This window comes from Pseudomonas sp. PAMC 25886, from assembly GCF_000242655.1.
GTDB lineage: Bacteria > Pseudomonadota > Gammaproteobacteria > Pseudomonadales > Pseudomonadaceae > Aquipseudomonas.
The window spans coordinates 285,167-299,552 of the sequence record NZ_AHHC01000084.1; the positions used below are offsets into that span (position 1 = coordinate 285,167).

Annotated in this window: 15 protein-coding genes; 7 read left to right on the forward strand and 8 right to left on the reverse strand. The window is 61.5% G+C overall.

The genetic code is table 11. From position 1 onward, the window contains the following. Nucleotides 1–169: 169 nt before the first annotated feature. Nucleotides 170–409: a CopG family ribbon-helix-helix protein gene (locus tag MUM_RS0129605; RefSeq protein WP_010176623.1), complete on the forward strand. Its 240-nt coding sequence runs from the start codon at nucleotides 170–172 to the stop codon at nucleotides 407–409. After that, nucleotides 399–683, forward strand: coding sequence for a type II toxin-antitoxin system RelE/ParE family toxin (locus tag MUM_RS1000000133685; RefSeq protein ID WP_010176624.1), 285 nt, complete (start codon nucleotides 399–401; stop codon nucleotides 681–683). Before MUM_RS0129605 ends, MUM_RS1000000133685 begins: the two co-directional genes overlap by 11 nt. A gap of 6 nt (nucleotides 684–689) precedes the next feature. On the opposite strand, the gene MUM_RS0129610 is transcribed toward MUM_RS1000000133685, so the two are convergent. After that, nucleotides 690–1,598 (reverse strand): LysR substrate-binding domain-containing protein, encoded by a 909-nt coding sequence (locus MUM_RS0129610; RefSeq protein WP_010176625.1) that lies wholly within the window; start codon nucleotides 1,596–1,598, stop codon nucleotides 690–692. Between the two features lie 78 nt (nucleotides 1,599–1,676). Here MUM_RS0129610 and MUM_RS0129615 point away from each other — a divergent pair, with 78 nt between their 5' ends. Continuing rightward, nucleotides 1,677–2,165 carry a DMT family transporter gene (locus MUM_RS0129615; RefSeq protein ID WP_010176626.1) on the forward strand — a complete coding sequence of 163 codons (489 nt, stop codon included), beginning with the start codon at nucleotides 1,677–1,679 and terminating at the stop codon, nucleotides 2,163–2,165. Here MUM_RS0129615 and MUM_RS0129620 read toward each other — a convergent pair whose 3' ends face one another. From MUM_RS0129620 to MUM_RS0129640, 5 genes are all read right to left on the reverse strand, one after another. Beyond that, the gene (locus MUM_RS0129620) at nucleotides 2,166–3,497 is read right to left on the reverse strand and encodes an MFS transporter (protein WP_010176627.1); all 1,332 of its coding nucleotides are present in this window, start codon (nucleotides 3,495–3,497) and stop codon (nucleotides 2,166–2,168) included. 59 nt (nucleotides 3,498–3,556) lie between these two features. Beyond that, nucleotides 3,557–4,495 carry a hydroxymethylglutaryl-CoA lyase gene (locus MUM_RS0129625; protein ID WP_010176628.1) on the reverse strand — a complete coding sequence of 313 codons (939 nt, stop codon included), beginning with the start codon at nucleotides 4,493–4,495 and terminating at the stop codon, nucleotides 3,557–3,559. Beyond that, nucleotides 4,492–5,685, reverse strand: a complete 1,194-nt coding sequence (locus tag MUM_RS0129630) for a CaiB/BaiF CoA transferase family protein (protein ID WP_010176629.1) — start codon at nucleotides 5,683–5,685, stop codon at nucleotides 4,492–4,494. Before MUM_RS0129630 ends, MUM_RS0129625 begins: the two co-directional genes overlap by 4 nt. A gap of 236 nt (nucleotides 5,686–5,921) precedes the next feature. Then, nucleotides 5,922–6,833, reverse strand: a complete 912-nt coding sequence (locus tag MUM_RS0129635) for a LysR substrate-binding domain-containing protein (RefSeq protein WP_010176630.1) — start codon at nucleotides 6,831–6,833, stop codon at nucleotides 5,922–5,924. After that, nucleotides 6,834–7,508 carry an NAD(P)H-binding protein gene (locus MUM_RS0129640; RefSeq protein ID WP_029616152.1) on the reverse strand — a complete coding sequence of 225 codons (675 nt, stop codon included), beginning with the start codon at nucleotides 7,506–7,508 and terminating at the stop codon, nucleotides 6,834–6,836. A gap of 115 nt (nucleotides 7,509–7,623) precedes the next feature. Between MUM_RS0129640 and MUM_RS0129645 the strand changes: the two genes are divergently transcribed. Then, a complete protein-coding gene (locus MUM_RS0129645; RefSeq protein ID WP_010176632.1) occupies nucleotides 7,624–8,811 on the forward strand; it encodes an MFS transporter in 1,188 nt (395 codons plus the stop codon). Here MUM_RS0129645 and yiaY read toward each other — a convergent pair. Further along, nucleotides 8,778–9,926 (reverse strand): L-threonine dehydrogenase, encoded by a 1,149-nt coding sequence (gene yiaY, locus MUM_RS0129650; RefSeq protein ID WP_010176633.1) that lies wholly within the window; start codon nucleotides 9,924–9,926, stop codon nucleotides 8,778–8,780. The two genes, MUM_RS0129645 and yiaY, sit on opposite strands and share 34 nt — an antisense overlap. 127 nt (nucleotides 9,927–10,053) lie before the next feature. On the opposite strand from yiaY, the gene MUM_RS0129655 reads away from it, so the two are divergent. Next, on the forward strand, nucleotides 10,054–11,070 hold the full coding sequence (locus MUM_RS0129655; RefSeq protein WP_010176634.1) for a DUF4917 family protein: 1,017 nt from the start codon (nucleotides 10,054–10,056) through the stop codon (nucleotides 11,068–11,070). Between the two features lie 863 nt (nucleotides 11,071–11,933). On the opposite strand, the gene MUM_RS0129660 is transcribed toward MUM_RS0129655, so the two are convergent. Then, on the reverse strand, nucleotides 11,934–12,476 hold the full coding sequence (locus MUM_RS0129660; protein ID WP_010176635.1) for a helix-turn-helix domain-containing protein: 543 nt from the start codon (nucleotides 12,474–12,476) through the stop codon (nucleotides 11,934–11,936). Between the two features lie 104 nt (nucleotides 12,477–12,580). Here MUM_RS0129660 and MUM_RS0129665 point away from each other — a divergent pair, with 104 nt between their 5' ends. Together MUM_RS0129665 and MUM_RS0129670 are read left to right on the forward strand one after the other, a co-directional pair. Further along, complete coding sequence (locus MUM_RS0129665) at nucleotides 12,581–13,363, forward strand: aldolase (protein WP_010176636.1); 783 nt, start codon at nucleotides 12,581–12,583, stop codon at nucleotides 13,361–13,363. A gap of 27 nt (nucleotides 13,364–13,390) precedes the next feature. Further along, nucleotides 13,391–14,278: a dihydrodipicolinate synthase family protein gene (locus MUM_RS0129670; RefSeq protein ID WP_010176637.1), complete on the forward strand. Its 888-nt coding sequence runs from the start codon at nucleotides 13,391–13,393 to the stop codon at nucleotides 14,276–14,278. Nucleotides 14,279–14,386: the final 108 nt, after the last annotated feature.

Below are 14,386 nucleotides of genomic sequence, written 5' to 3' on the forward strand. Positions count from 1 at the left end.
ACCCCGCTCTGAATCTGAATTTTCAGGGCGGCAAAGGTTTAGAAAAAACTTGTTAGTGCGACGAACGGTCGTAGGGCCTTACCGAGGTGCAGTCCTGACGAACGGGCCATAACGATGCAACGGTGACAATGTAGTATGTTGTATTACACATCACTACATCGAGGCACTTATGTCGGTAATGTCATTACGCCTACCTGAAGACATCTCCGAAACACTCGCCAGTCTCGCCAAGGCCACCGGGCGCAGCAAATCGTTCCTCGCAGTCGACGCATTACGCGAATACCTGACGCGTGAAGCATGGCAAATCGAAGAAATCCAAAAGGCGTTGAAAGAAGCCGATGCGGGTGATTTTGCAACCGCCGCCGAAGTAGACGCAGTGGCAAACAAATGGCGTACCAATGCGCGTTGAGTGGCTAAAGACGGCACTCAAAAATCTTGATGACGAAGCGGCTTACATCGCCGAGGAAAACCCCAAAGCAGCTTATGAGTTTGTTCTGGCCGTCCGGACAGGGCTTGAGCACGTTGCGGAGTTTCCGGCAATGGGGCGAGAAGGACGCCTTCCTGGTACACGTGAGTGGGTGATGCCACGCTGGCCCTATCTCGTGCCCTATCGTATTCGCGAGGGACGGTTACAGGTTCTTCGAATATTTCACACACGGCGCCAACCACCGAACAGTTGGTAACGCCGATCAACCCTGTATCACGACCTGCACCTGCCCATTCAACCACTGCAACGCCGGGTCCCCGCCCCGCCGCGAAGGCCACGCCAGTACAAACGCAAACGACGGAATGTGAAACGGCGGTGGCACGGCCAACAGTTGCTCATGATCAATGTTGAGCAGCCCGCGCGACGACACGGTAAGGATCAGGTCGGTGCCCTGGATCAACTGCGGCGCAACACCCCAGTGGGGCAAGCTGATAGCCACGTGCCGGCGTTCACGAATCGCCGTCAGCGCCCGTTCGATTTCCGGCGTGCCGCTGCCGCGCATTTCCAGCAATACGTGGGGCCGCGCCAGGTAGGTGGGCAGGTCGAGCACGCCGCTTTTCGGCAGGCTGTCACGATCCACCAGGCACACGTAATGCTCGTCAAATAGCGGCGTGCTGCGCAGTTCGGCCGGCATGTCGGGAAACACCCCGGCGGCCAGGTCGATATCACCATTGAGCACCCCATCCAGCATGCCTTCGCGACTGGCCTGGATAATCTGCAGATCAATCCCCGGCGCTTCCCGGCGCAAGGTACGGACCAGCCCCGGCAAAAAAATCGCCGCGCTGTAGTCCGACATGGCCACCCGAAAGGTGCGTTTGGCCGAGGCCGGATCAAAGCGATTGGGCGCCAGCAACGCCTGCACCTGGGCCAGCGCTTCCGCCAGCGGCATGGCCAGTTCCAGCGCGCGAGCGGTGGGCAACAACGCGCTGCCTTGGCGCACCAACAGCGGGTCCCCAATCAAATCCCGCAACCGCGCCAGGGCGTGGCTCACCGCCGGCTGGCTCAAGTGCAGGCGCTCGGCGGCGCGAGTTACATGCTGCTCGCTGAGCAAGGCGTCGAGGATCACCAGCAGATTAAGGTCGATGCGTCGAAGATCATTCATCAGCTGCATGTTCTGCATAAGAACTTGGAATTTAAATTTGCGCGACGAATGACTTAGAGTCCAGAAAAAACCTCTGGGAGATTGATCATGACAACGTTGCATTGGGTAGGTTTGTTGCTGCTGGCAGCGTTCGCCGGGGCGGTGGTGCCGTTTCAAAGTGCGATCAACGCCAACCTGGGGCGCGGCCTGGGCCATCCGTTATGGGCCACCCTCGCCTCGCTGCTGGTGAGCATCATCGTGTTGCTGCCGGTGATCCTGGCCCTGCGCCTGCCGCTGCCCAACCTTGGGTTTATCACCCGGGCGCCACTGTGGATGTGGAGCGGCGGTGCGTTCGGGGTGTGCTTTATTTCGCTGGCGTTGATCCTGATGCCCAAGCTCGGTGCTTCAGGGTTTATCGCCCTGGCGATGGCCGGGCAAATCGTCGCCTCGTTGATGCTCGACCACTTCGGCCTGTTCGGGCTGGTGGAGCGCCAATTGAACGCGCCCCGGTTGGTCGGGGCGTTGATGTTGATCGGTGGTGTGGCACTGATTCAATTCAGCACCACACCCACCCGGTCGCTGGTGACTGCGGGCTGATCAGCGCTTGTCGAGGGTGCGCAGCTTTTGCGGCAAGCCCCACAGCAACAGCGCCGCCGCCAGCAGCGCACACACGCCGATGACGTACAGTGCCGGCGTAGTGCTGCCGGTCAAGTCCTTGATCCGGCCGACCATCACCGGGCTGACGATGCCGCCGAACTGGCCCAGGGTGTTGATCACCGCAATCCCGCCCGCCGCGCCCGCCCCGGCACCGGCCAACAACTTCGGCGGCAAGGTCCAGAAGGTCGGAATCGAAGCGATAATCCCGGCCCCCAGCAGGCTAAGGGCGACGATCAGGAACGTGGTGTGATCAGCAAAGATCCCCGCACAGAAGAACCCCACCGCCCCCAGCGCCACCAGGCCGCTGACGAACTTGCGGCGCTCGCCGGTGGCGTCGGACAAGCGCCCGATCACCACCATGCTGATCGCTCCGCAGACGTAGGGAATTGCCGTCAGCAGGCCGATCATCACCGGGCTCTGGGTGCCGGCGCTGCGAATCAGTTGTGGCGCCCAGAAGTTCAGGCCGTAAGACGCCACCTGGATCAGGAAGTAGATAAAGCCCAGCATCAGGAAGCCGGGAATACGCAGTGCCGCGAGCAATGAGCCGCCGCTCTTGTGGGGTTCATGCACGGCAATGCGGCTGGCCAGCAAAGTCTTCTCCGACGGGGTCAGCCAGTGGGCGTCCTCGATGCGATCCTTGAGCAACTTGAGCACCAGGAACCCCAGGCCCACGCAAGGCAAACCGCCGAGCAAAAACAACCAGTGCCAGCCGCGCATTTGCAGCACGCCGTCGAGGTGTTCCAGCACCAGCCCGGAGAACGGCGCCCCCACCAGCCCGGCAAACGCCGACGCAAGGAACAGCATCGAGGTGATGCGCCCACGGTAGTGCTGGGGGAACCACAGCGTCAGGTAATACAACACGCCCGGCGCGAACCCCGCCTCCATCGCACCGATGATGAAACGCAGCCCATAGAACTGCCATTCGGCCGTGACGAAGACCATGGCCGCCGTCGCCAGCCCCCACGACATCATGATGCGGGCGATCCAGCGGCGGGCGCCGACCTTGTACAGCATCATGTTGCTCGGCACTTCGAAGATCACATAGCCGACCACAAACAGCCCGGCGCCGAGGCCGTAGGCGGTGTCGCTCAGGCTCAGGTCGGTCTGCAGCTGGAACTTGGCGAAGCTGATGTTGATGCGGTCAAAAAAGGCGAACAGATAGCAGACCATGATCAGCGGCATCAGGCGCCAGGCGACCTTGCTGACCAGGGCTTTTTCGGCATCGTGTTCAGCGGCCGGACGCACGCCGGCCTCCAACGTATTAAGGCTCATTGTTTCTCTCCAGCGGACTGCTCGCAGGCGTCCGATTGTTTTTGTTGTCTGGTTGCGGCTTACAGGGTGGCGATGTAGGCCGGTGGCGGATGCAGGTCGCAATTGCGCCCGGCCTTGGCCACCTGGCCCGGCAGTTCATGGCCGAGCAACGCCGGCAATTGCCGCGACATCTGCAGCAGATGCGGCAGGTCGATGCCAGTGTGAATCCCGACTTCTTCGCACAGGTTGACCAGGTCTTCGGTGCAGATATTGCCCGACGCGCCGGGCGCAAACGGGCAGCCGCCGAGGCCGCCCAAGGCTGCATCAAAACGTCGTGCCCCCGCCTCGTAGGCGGCCAGCACGTTGCACAAGCCCAGGCCGCGGGTGTTGTGGAAATGCAGGGTCAAATCACTGGCTGGAACCCGTTCCAGCACGCGCTTGACCAAGCGCTCCACCTGACGTGGATTGGCCATGCCCGTGGTGTCCGCCAGGCTGATGCCCTGGATGCCCAGTTCGCGGTAGGCGTCGACCAATTGCAGCACGCGGTCTTCGTCGATCTTGCCTTCGAACGGGCAACCGAAGGTGGTGGCGATGCTGCCGTTGAGGCGCACCGGAAAGTCAGCAGCAAAACTCACAATGTCGCCAAACGCTGCCAACGACGCTTCGCAGCGCATGCGCATATTGGCCAGGTTGTGGGTCTGGCTGGCGGACATCACCAGGTTCAACTCATCGGCCCGGGACTCGATGGCACGCTGGGCGCCCTTGAGGTTGGGGATCAGCGCCACGTAGATAACCCCGGGACGGCGGGTAATGCCCTGGAACACCTGCTCGCCATCGCGCAACGCGGGAATGGCCTTGGGCGACACGAACGAGCCGGCTTCGATCCGGGAAAAACCGGCGAGGGACAGTTGATCGATCAGGGCGATCTTGTCGACGGTCTCGACCCAGGTCGGCTCGATTTGCAGGCCGTCCCGTGGCGAGACTTCCTGCACGATCAAGGCATCGGAATAGTTTTTCATTGCACCACTCCTGAAGTTTTCAGGCGTTGAATGTCTGCGCCGGTCAAGCCCAGGTCGCCGAGGATCGAGTCGGTGTGCTGGCCCAGACTCGGGCCCTGCCAGTTCACCGCGCCAGGGGTTTCCGACAGTTTGGGCACAATGCCGGGCATCTTCACGGTCAGGCCACCGGGCAGGTCGGCGCTGAGCAGCATGTCGCGGGCCTGGTAGTGCGGGTCGGCGACGATATCGGCCACTGAATAGATGCGCCCCGCCGGTACTTCGGCGGCTTCCAGGGCGCTGAGCACCTGGTCGATGGGCAGGCTGCTGGTCCAGTGAGTGATGGCCGCGTCGAGCAGGCCGCTCTTGGCGGCGCGGCCGTCGTTGTGGGCAAACTCCGGCGCTTCGGCCAGGTCGGCGCGGCCGATGGTGAGCATCAGGCGCTTGTAGATCGGGTCGCTGTTACCGGCGATCACCACGTAGGCGCCGTCGGCGGTCAGGTAGGTGTTGGACGGCGCGATGCCCGGCAAGGCGCCGCCGCTGCGTTCGCGCACATGGCCGAGCATATCGTATTCCGGCACCAGGCTTTCCATCAGGTTGAACACGCTTTCGGCCAGGGACACGTCGACGATCTGGCCATCGCCCTGGCCCGTCTTGACCCGCAGCAGCGACATCAGCGCGCCGATCACCCCGTGCAGCGACGCCAGTGAGTCGCCGAGGCTCACGCCGACCCGCGCCGGTGGCGAATCCGGGTTGCCGGTGGTGTAGCGAATCCCGCCCATCGCCTCGCCGATGGCACCAAAGCCCGGGCGGTCGCGGTAAGGGCCGGTCTGGCCGTAGCCGGAGATGCGCACCAGGGTCAGCTTGGGGTTGAGGGCGTGCAACCCGTCCCAGCCCAGGCCGAGTTTTTCCAGGCCGCCGGGGCGCAGGTTTTCGATCAGCACGTCGGCATCGCCCAGCAGTTGCTTGACCAGGTCCAGGCCTTCTGCGGACTTCAGGTCCAGGGCCAGGGACTTCTTGTTGCGCGATTGCAGGTACCACCACAGCGACGTGCCTTCGTGCAGCTTTCGCCATTTGCGAAGCGGATCGCCCTGGCCCATGGCTTCGATCTTGATCACCTCGGCGCCAAACTCGGCCATCAGGCGGGCGGCGAAGGGCGCGGCAATAAGGGTGCCGATCTCGATCACCTTGATACCGCTCAGGGGAGCCGTCATGGGGTGTACCTCTTGTTCTTGGAATGTGAGGCCAAGGCTAGAGGACACGGGCAGCAGAAATCCAACCGTCAGTTGGCAACGAGCGTTCGCGAAATGCGAAGACTCGGGGATTTTGGGCGTTCTTTAAATCGCTATCGCGGGCAAGCCCGGCTCCCACAGGGGATCGATTTTTCCCCAAACATCTCGGTCAACTGTGGGAGCCGGGCTTGCTCGCGATGAAGCCTGCAGCGTTTCGCTCAGCCCTGCTCCCGACGCAAATAATCGAACAACAACCGACTCACCGGCGACAACTGCGCCTCATCACGCACCACCAGAATCAGGCTGCGGTCCGACCACGCATCGGTCAGCGGCACCGCATGCAACCCCAACGCCCGACCAAACAGCTCGTAGGCTTTTTGCGGCAGGATGCCGATGCCCATGTTGGCCTGGACCATCCGGCACATCGCGTCAAAGCCCGGCACGTGGATCCGCAGGCGCAGCACCTTGCCCGCCTCCCGCGCGGCTGCGTGGGTCCGCATGTTGATCGAACTGGCGGAATGCAGGCCCACGTAGTCGCTGTCCAGGGTCTCGACGAAACCCACTGCCTTGCGCGCCGCCAACGGGTGATCCGCCGGCATCAGCACCACCAGTTTGTCCCGCCGATAGGTCACGCCCGGCAGGCCTTTGGTATCGGTGTCGCTGGAACAGATGCCCAAGTCCGCGACACCATCGAGCACGCCCTGGACCACGCCATTGCTGGGTCGCTCTTCCAGGTCGGCTTTCACCTGTGGGTGCAGCGCGGAAAAGTCGCGCAAGTCTTCAGGCAGGAACTGAATGATCGCCGAGAGATTCGCCAGCATCCGCACATAACCACGCACGCCATGGCTGTGTTCGCCCAGCTCCAGGCCCATCTTCTCGACGTTGAACAGCATCTGCCGCGCATGGTGCAGCAAGGTCTCGCCGGCAGCCGTCAGCTGCATACCCTTGGCCTGGCGCACAAACAGGCTCACGCCCAGCACCTGTTCCAGCTCCATCAAGCGCTTGCTGGCCGCCGAGACGGCGATGGCTTCACGGGCGGCGGCGCGGGTCAGCGTGCCTTCTTCATGCACCGCCACAAACAGTTGCAGGGTGATCAGGTCCAGGCGGCGAACCAGGCTTTTGTGCAGCATCTAGGCGCGCTCGGTGGCCAGGCGATTGATGTCGGCCTGCTCCACCACCGGCAGAGGTGCGCCGTGACGGACAGCCGTGAGCATCGCCCGGCCGACGGTTTCCGTGCTCACCACCCAGGCCGGCCGCACATGGCGCAGCAACGACAACAGCGGGCCGGTGACGGTGTAGAGGGATTGGTAGAGCGGGGTTTTCGAACGCACACCGTGCAGCGGCTGAATCACCCCGGGACGGAACAGGTACACCGCCTTGAACGGCAGGCGCAGCAAGGCGTTCTCGGTCTTGCCCTTGATCCGCGCCCACATGGTTTTACCGGTTTCGCTGCTGTCGGTACCGGCGCCGGACACGTAGATAAAGGTCATCTGCGGATTGAGCCGGGCCAGGGTGCTGGCGGCCACCAGGGTCAGGTCGTAGCTCAAGTGAGTGTACTTGGCCTCATCCATACCCACCGAAGACACGCCCAAGCAAAAGAAGCAGGCATCGAAACCTTGCAGCAGATGCTCAAGGGGCTGGAAGTCGAACATGTCGGCATGCAGCACCTGGTGCAACTTGCCGTGTTCCTGGGTCAGCGCGGTACGGCCGACGGCCACCACTTCCTGCACGTCACTGGCCAGCAGGCACTCGCGCAACACGCCCTGGCCGACCATGCCGGTGGCGCCGAATAATAGAACTCTCATAAGGTTGGTTCCTAAGCGACAAGCGGTTAGCTTCAGGCGGCTAGTTAGAGACAAACACACTAGCAGCTTGTAGCTTGCGGCTTGCAGCTTACTGCTCAACAGGATCTTTTGCCCCTTGAAAAGCACCACCACCCTCGCCATCGCCTGCAGCGCGGCCTTTCTGTCCCAGGTTGGCATCAGCAGTTACCTACCCGCCGTACCGGCGATTGCCCACGCATTGCCTGCCGCCGAGGACCAGGTGGCACTGGCCCTGGCGGTGTATTTGATCGGCATGGCGTTGCCGATGTTGCTCTGGGGCAGCCTCGGTGAGCGGGTTGGCAGAAAACCGGTGCTGCTGGCAGCGTTGGCGCTGTATGCCCTGGCCAGTGCGGCGATACCGTCCGCCTACAACCTCGAATCGTTTCTTGGCCTGCGGCTGGTTCAAGGCCTCGGCGCGGGCGGTGTATCGGTGATGGCGCGGGTGCTGGTTCGCGACAGTTTCAGCGGTGCGCTGTTGGCCAAGGGGCTGTCGTGGCTGGGCATGACGTTCGTGATCGCGTTGGGCATCGGGCAGTTTGTGGGCTCGCTGTTGCAGGTGGCATTTGGCTGGGAAGCGATCTTTTATGGGCTGGCGATGGCGGCTGCCGGCTTGATGATTGCGCTGCAACGGGTGGAGTTTCCGACACTGGAAAAAGCCGCCGGGCACGTCTCGGCCTGGCGCATCTACGGCACGATCCTGCGCCATCCGGCGTTTCTGCGTCCTGCATTGGCGGGCGGTTTGGGTTACGGGGTGATCATCGCCTTCAACACCTGCGCACCCTTGATCTTGCAGGGCCATTTCCAGTGGAGCGCGGCGCAATATGGCTGGCTCGGCTGGCCGATCAGCGGGGCGTATCTGGCGGGGGCGTTGATGGTCAATCGCCTGGTCGCCCGCACCGGGCGCCTGTCGATGATGAGTTGGGGCGTGGCGTTGGTGATGTGCGGCAGCGCAACGATGTTGCTGGGCAGCCTGTTTGCCAATGGCCTGGCGATTCTATTGTGGTTGCCTTACTGCCTGGCGGTGTTCGGGCAGTCGATGAGTTATCCCATCAGCCTGTCGCTGGCCAATGATGAGTCGCCGGTGAGCGGCTCCTACGCCATGGCCTTGAGCGGCTTTATGCATCAGTTGATGGCCGCGGCGATCGGTGGTGTGGCCAGCCTGTTGGCGAGTCAGCAGGCCTGGCCGTTGGCGGTGTTGTGCGGGGTGCTGGCGGGCGGCGCACTGCTGAGCGTCGCCCTGATCAGAGCCGATCAAAACGCGCTGCGAAAGATCTCCTCAATCTGACGTTGATCCGCCCGCCGTGGATTGGTCAGGCCGCAGGCATCCTTCAGTGCGTTGCTCGCCAGCAGCGGGATGTCCTGCAACTTGGCGCCCAACTCCCGCAGCCCGGCAGGAATTTCCACATCCTGGGACAGGCTGCGAATCGCCGCGATGGCCGCCTGGGCGCCCTCTTCCGCCGACGTACCCTTGATGTCGGCACCCAACGCCCGGGCCACATGGCTGAGGCGTTCGGCGCTGACGCTGGCGTTGAAGCTTTGCACGTGGGGCAACAGCACCGCATTGCACACGCCGTGTGGCAAGTCATACAGGCCGCCCAACTGGTGAGCCATGGCGTGCACGAACCCCAGGGACGCATTGTTGAAGGCCATGCCGGCGAGGAACTGCGCGTAGGCCATATTCTCCCGGGCAGCCATGTCTTTACCGTCGCGCACTGCAATGCGCAGGTTGGCGCTGATCAGCTCGATGGCCTTGATCGCGCACGCATCGGTGATCGGGTTGGCGGCCGTGGAGACGTAGGCTTCGATCGCATGGGTGAGCGCGTCCATGCCAGTGGCGGCGGTCAGGCCCTTGGGCATGCCGACCATCAGCGCCGGGTCGTTGACCGACAGCAGCGGCGTGACATTGCGGTCGACGATGGCCATTTTCACGTGACGGGTTTCGTCGGTGATGATGCAGAAGCGGGTCATTTCGCTGGCGGTGCCGGCGGTGGTGTTGATCGCCACCAGCGGCAGTTGCGGCTTGGCCGACTGGTCGACGCCTTCGTAATCCCCAATGTGCCCACCGTTGGTCGCACACAGGGCAATGCCCTTGGCGCAGTCATGGGGCGAACCGCCACCCAGGGACACCACGAAATCACAGGCGCTCTGTTTCAGCAGGGCCAGGCCTTTTTCAACGTTCTCGACATTCGGGTTGGGCTTGGCGCCGTCATAGATCACCGAGTCGATGTCCTGCATCGCGAGTTTTTCGGCGATCATGCTGGCAACACCTGCCTTGGCCATCCCGGCGTCGGTAACGATCAGCGCCTTGCGGAAACCGTAGTTGCGAATGGCGGTCATGGCTTCGTCGAGGCAGTCGATGCCCATGATGTTGACGGCGGGAATGAAGAAGGTGCTGCTCATGGTGGCTAATCCTTTAAAGTCGTTATGCCTACAGCATCGACCTCGATTGCCTGCGGCATCTTGACCAGGATCAACGCCCGCTCGTGATAAAGTCACCGCCCAGCCGATTTTGAGTAGACCCGCCGCAATGAAGGATTCCCAGGATTTTGATGCCCACCTAGAAGACTGGAACGCCTTGCGCAGCAGTACCGCCTTCAGCGGGATCCTGATCGGCAACGGCGCCAGCCGCGCAGTGTGGGAAGACTTTGCCTACGACTCACTGTTCGAAAACGCCCGCACCGTGGAAGAAAAACCCCTGAGCCAGTCTGAACTCAGCGTGTTTGACGCGATGCAGACCCGCAGCTTCGAACAGGTGCTGGGGGCGCTGAAGACCACCAGCCGGGTCAACAAGGCCCTGGCCGTCAGTTCGGCGGCGCCGCGTAATCGTTACTACGCGATCAAGGAGGCGCTGATCAACACGATCCACAGCGTGCACATCCCGTGGCGCCTGGTGAAGCCTTCGACGCTGGCGACGATTCATCAGGAATTGGCGAGTTACCCGACGGTGTTTACCAGCAATTACGACTTGCTCAACTACTGGGCGATCCTGCAGGCGCCGGGCATCGATGATCTGTTTCGCAGTGCCGATGCGAGCTTTGACCTGCGCAATACCGTGACCGACAGAACGCGCATTTTGTATTTGCATGGTGGTTTGCACTTGGTGCGTAACCTTGATGGTACGGCGCGTAAATTGCCGACCACTGACAGCACGTTGCTTAGCAGTTTTGCGATCAACAATACGATCAAGACGCTGGATGATGTGCCGTTGTTTGTCAGCGAGGGGAAGGTTGAGGAGAAGCTGAAGACGATTCGCAGTTCTGACTATTTGTCGTTCTGTTATGAGCAGTTGTTGAGCCATGAGGGTGGGCTTTGCATTTTCGGGCATCACCTCGGCGCGCAGGATGTGCATCTTGTGCAGGCGATTCGGCAGGCGAACGTCAGCACTTTGGCGATTTCGGTGTTTGGTCGTAGTGCGGGGTTTATCCAGCAGCAGAAGCGGCGTTTTGCGGAGCTGTTTGAGGGGATGGATGTGGCGTTGCGGTTTTTTGATGCGCGTAGTCATGCGCTTGGCACACCGGGGCTTTCGGTGCCGGTGGAGCGGTGATGGGTGGTGGGGTTTTGTGTACATATCCGTTATTTAGGTGATGGCTACTTAGGGTTTCGCTCTTACAGCGACTCACTTTGGAAAAGCCCCAAAGTAAGCAAAGGGCTCTGCCCCGCCTGTCGGCACCTCGCCTAGGCTCGGTGTTCCCTCACTCCGGCATTGCTCCGCGGGCCGCCGCGACGGCCCGTCCCTGGCCCGTCGCGGCTAAACCGGCGTCCTGCCGGTTTACCCGCTCCTCAATCCCTGCGTTCGGCCTCGGGCTTATTGGGGCAGTCAGAGCCAGATCAAGATCAAAAGCAAGAGCACAGCGGCCTACAGGCCGGCTGGAGTGGTAGAAGCCAGAGCAAAATCCAAAGCGAAAGCCAAATCTGAAACTGAAACTGATGCAGCTCTGCTTTTCTGTGGGAGCTGGCTTGCCTGCGATGCAGACACCTCGGTTTTTCAGATGCACCGAGGTGATGCCATCGCAGGCAAGCCAGCTCCTACAGGGGATCGTGCCCGCTTTAGATTTTGATTTTGCTTTTGCTCCACACCACTCAAGCCGGCCTGTAGGCCGCTGTGTTCTTGATCTGCTTTTGATCTTGATCTTAGGCGCCCCGTTAAACCACGCTGGCCGAACGCAGGTAGTACGGAGCGGGTAAACCGGCAGGACGCCGGTTTAGCCGCGACGGGGCAGGGACGCCCCGTCGCGGCGGCCCGCGGAGTAATGCCGGAGTGAGGGCACACCGAGCCTGAGCGAGGTGCCGAGTGGTGGGGCAAGAGCCTTTTGGTTACTTTTGGGCTCCTTTCAAAAGTGAGCCGCTGTAAGAGCGGAACCCATCGAAGCCATCACCCAAATAACGGATATGTACCCAAACCCAACATCACTCGTCGCTGCTGTGCACCACCACCAAAAGCTGCGCCTGAACCTCCCCCACCGACCGAATCCGGTGAGGTTTCTGCGCATTGAAATGCAGCGCATCCCCACGGTTCAACACCACCCGCTCACTCATGAAATCCACCTCCACCTGGCCTTCATGCACAAACAAAAACTCTTCCCCCAAATGCTCCTTGAAGGTCTTGTCAGTGAACTCCGCCGGCGGATAAATGATGAACGGCAGCAGGCTGCGCTCACTGACCTGATGGGCCAGCACCGCATACCCCGGTGACGCATCGGTGCCCGACAAGGCCTGCCGCTCATGGCTGCGCACCAGGCTGTAGCTGTCCAGGCTGACGTTGTCTTCGCTGAACAGCTCTTCGACCTTCACGTTCAACGCCTTGGCCAGTTTCAGCGCCGCCGCAATCGACGGCGTATTCAGCCCGCGCTCGACTTTCGACAGGTAACTCTTGGTCATCCCGGATTTTTCCGCGAGCGACTCCAGGGTCACTCCAAGTTTTTTTCTCAGTATTTTCAAACGGATAGACATGTGCAGCGGTTAATCCATTAAAGAGGCGATGATGAATGCTTGCCAATGACACTTTGTGTCATATAGTCTCTTTCGTGTCATTTGCGACGAACAAGGACACTGATATGGCCAAGACATTAGCACTCCCGAAAGACCAACTGGTCAAGCAAGCACTGACCCAGATGCAAAGCACCCTGGCGGATAATACGTGGACCGACCGGCAAAAGCTGGCGCTCACCTGCCGGATCCTGTTCGAAAACGGTCACGACTCCGGCCTCGCCGGGCAGATCACCGCACGCGGCCCGACACCGGGCACTTATTACACCCAGCAACTGGGCCTGGGTTTCGATGAAATCACCGCCAGCAACCTGTTGCTGGTCAACGAAGACCTGGAGGTGTTGGAAGGCCATGGCATGCCCAACCCGGCCAACCGTTTTCACAGCTGGGTGTACCGCGGTCGCCCGGACGTGAACTGCATCATCCACACTCACCCGACTCACATCGCTGCGTTGTCGATGCTGGAAGTGCCGCTGCAGGTGTCCCACATGGACCTGTGCCCGCTGTACGAAGACTGCGCCTTCCTGGAAGCCTGGCCCGGTGTGCCAGTGGGCAACGAGGAAGGCGAAATCATCACCGCCGCCCTGGGCGACAAGCGCGCCATCCTGCTGTCCCACCACGGTCAATTGTCCACCGGGGCGAGCATCGAGGAAGCCTGTGTCATCGCGCAGTTGATTGAGCGCGCGGCGAAATTGCAGCTGCTGGCGATGGCCGCCGGCACGATCAAGCCGATCCTGCCGGAACTGGGCCGCGAAGCCCATGACTGGATTTCCAAGCCCAAGCGCCATGGCGCCGCGTTCAACTACTACGCTCGGCAGAACCTGCGTCAACACGCCGATTGCCTGAACTGAAACCCTTTTTCGACCGGAGACTTTTCCATGTCCAGCCCTTCTATTCACGGCATTATCGGCTACACCATCACCCCGTTCAGTGCAGACGGCCAGCACCTTGACCTGGACGCCCTCGGGCGCTCCATCGACCGCTTGATCGACAGCGGCGTGCACGCCATCGCACCGTTGGGCAGCACCGGCGAAGGCGCTTACCTCAGCGATGCGGAGTGGGACGACGTCGCCGCCTACAGCCTCCAGAAGGTCGGCAAGCGCGTGCCGACCATCGTCAGCGTCTCCGACCTGACCACCGCCAAGGCCGTGCGCCGCGCGCGGTTTGCCGAAAGCCACGGTGCAGACGTGGTGATGGTGTTGCCGGCCTCGTACTGGAAGCTCAGCGAGGCGGAAATCCTCGCCCACTATGCGGCCATCGGTGACAGCATCGGCGTGCCGATCATGCTCTACAACAACCCGGCCACCAGCGGTACAGACCTGTCGGTGGACTTGATCATGCGCATCGTCGAAAGCGTCGACAATGTGACCATGGTCAAGGAAAGCACCGGGGATATTCAGCGCATGCACCAGCTGTATCGGCGCAGCGAGGGCCAGTTGCCGTTCTACAACGGCTGCAATCCGCTGGCACTGGAAGCGTTTGCGGCGGGCGCGAAGGGCTGGTGCACGGCAGCGCCAAACCTGATTGCGCAGCTCAATCTGGATCTGTATGGAGCCGTTTTGGCCAATGACCTGAAGAAAGCGCGGGAGCTGTTTTATCGCCAGTTGCCGTTGCTGGACTTCATCCTCAAAGGCGGCTTGCCGGCGACGATCAAGGCCGGTTTGCGGCTCACGGGGCTGGAGTGCGGGGACCCACGCCTGCCAGTGTTCCCGCTGGGTGAGGCTGGCCGGGTTCAGCTTCAAGAGCTACTGACCACATTGCGGTGAACCCCCTGTAGGAGCTGGCTTGCCTGCGATGGCATCACCTCGGTATTTCTGACAAACCGAGGTGCCTGCATCGCAGGCAAGCCTGCTCCCACACTGATGCGTGTATTT

Coding starts and splice junctions, on each gene's coding strand:
- MUM_RS0129615 (WP_010176626.1), top strand. CDS start 1,677: ATGACAACGTTGCATTGGGTAGGTTTGTTGCTGCTGGCAGCGTTCGCC.
- MUM_RS0129605 (WP_010176623.1), top strand. CDS start 170: ATGTCGGTAATGTCATTACGCCTACCTGAAGACATCTCCGAAACACTC.
- yiaY (WP_010176633.1), bottom strand. CDS start 9,926: ATGAGCAGCACCTTCTTCATTCCCGCCGTCAACATCATGGGCATCGAC.
- MUM_RS0129660 (WP_010176635.1), bottom strand. CDS start 12,476: ATGTCTATCCGTTTGAAAATACTGAGAAAAAAACTTGGAGTGACCCTG.
- MUM_RS0129620 (WP_010176627.1), bottom strand. CDS start 3,497: ATGAGCCTTAATACGTTGGAGGCCGGCGTGCGTCCGGCCGCTGAACAC.
- MUM_RS0129655 (WP_010176634.1), top strand. CDS start 10,054: ATGAAGGATTCCCAGGATTTTGATGCCCACCTAGAAGACTGGAACGCC.
- MUM_RS0129640 (WP_029616152.1), bottom strand. CDS start 7,508: ATGAGAGTTCTATTATTCGGCGCCACCGGCATGGTCGGCCAGGGCGTG.
- MUM_RS0129665 (WP_010176636.1), top strand. CDS start 12,581: ATGGCCAAGACATTAGCACTCCCGAAAGACCAACTGGTCAAGCAAGCA.
- MUM_RS0129625 (WP_010176628.1), bottom strand. CDS start 4,495: ATGAAAAACTATTCCGATGCCTTGATCGTGCAGGAAGTCTCGCCACGG.
- MUM_RS0129630 (WP_010176629.1), bottom strand. CDS start 5,685: ATGACGGCTCCCCTGAGCGGTATCAAGGTGATCGAGATCGGCACCCTT.
- MUM_RS0129635 (WP_010176630.1), bottom strand. CDS start 6,833: ATGCTGCACAAAAGCCTGGTTCGCCGCCTGGACCTGATCACCCTGCAA.
- MUM_RS0129610 (WP_010176625.1), bottom strand. CDS start 1,598: ATGCAGCTGATGAATGATCTTCGACGCATCGACCTTAATCTGCTGGTG.
- MUM_RS0129670 (WP_010176637.1), top strand. CDS start 13,391: ATGTCCAGCCCTTCTATTCACGGCATTATCGGCTACACCATCACCCCG.
- MUM_RS1000000133685 (WP_010176624.1), top strand. CDS start 399: ATGCGCGTTGAGTGGCTAAAGACGGCACTCAAAAATCTTGATGACGAA.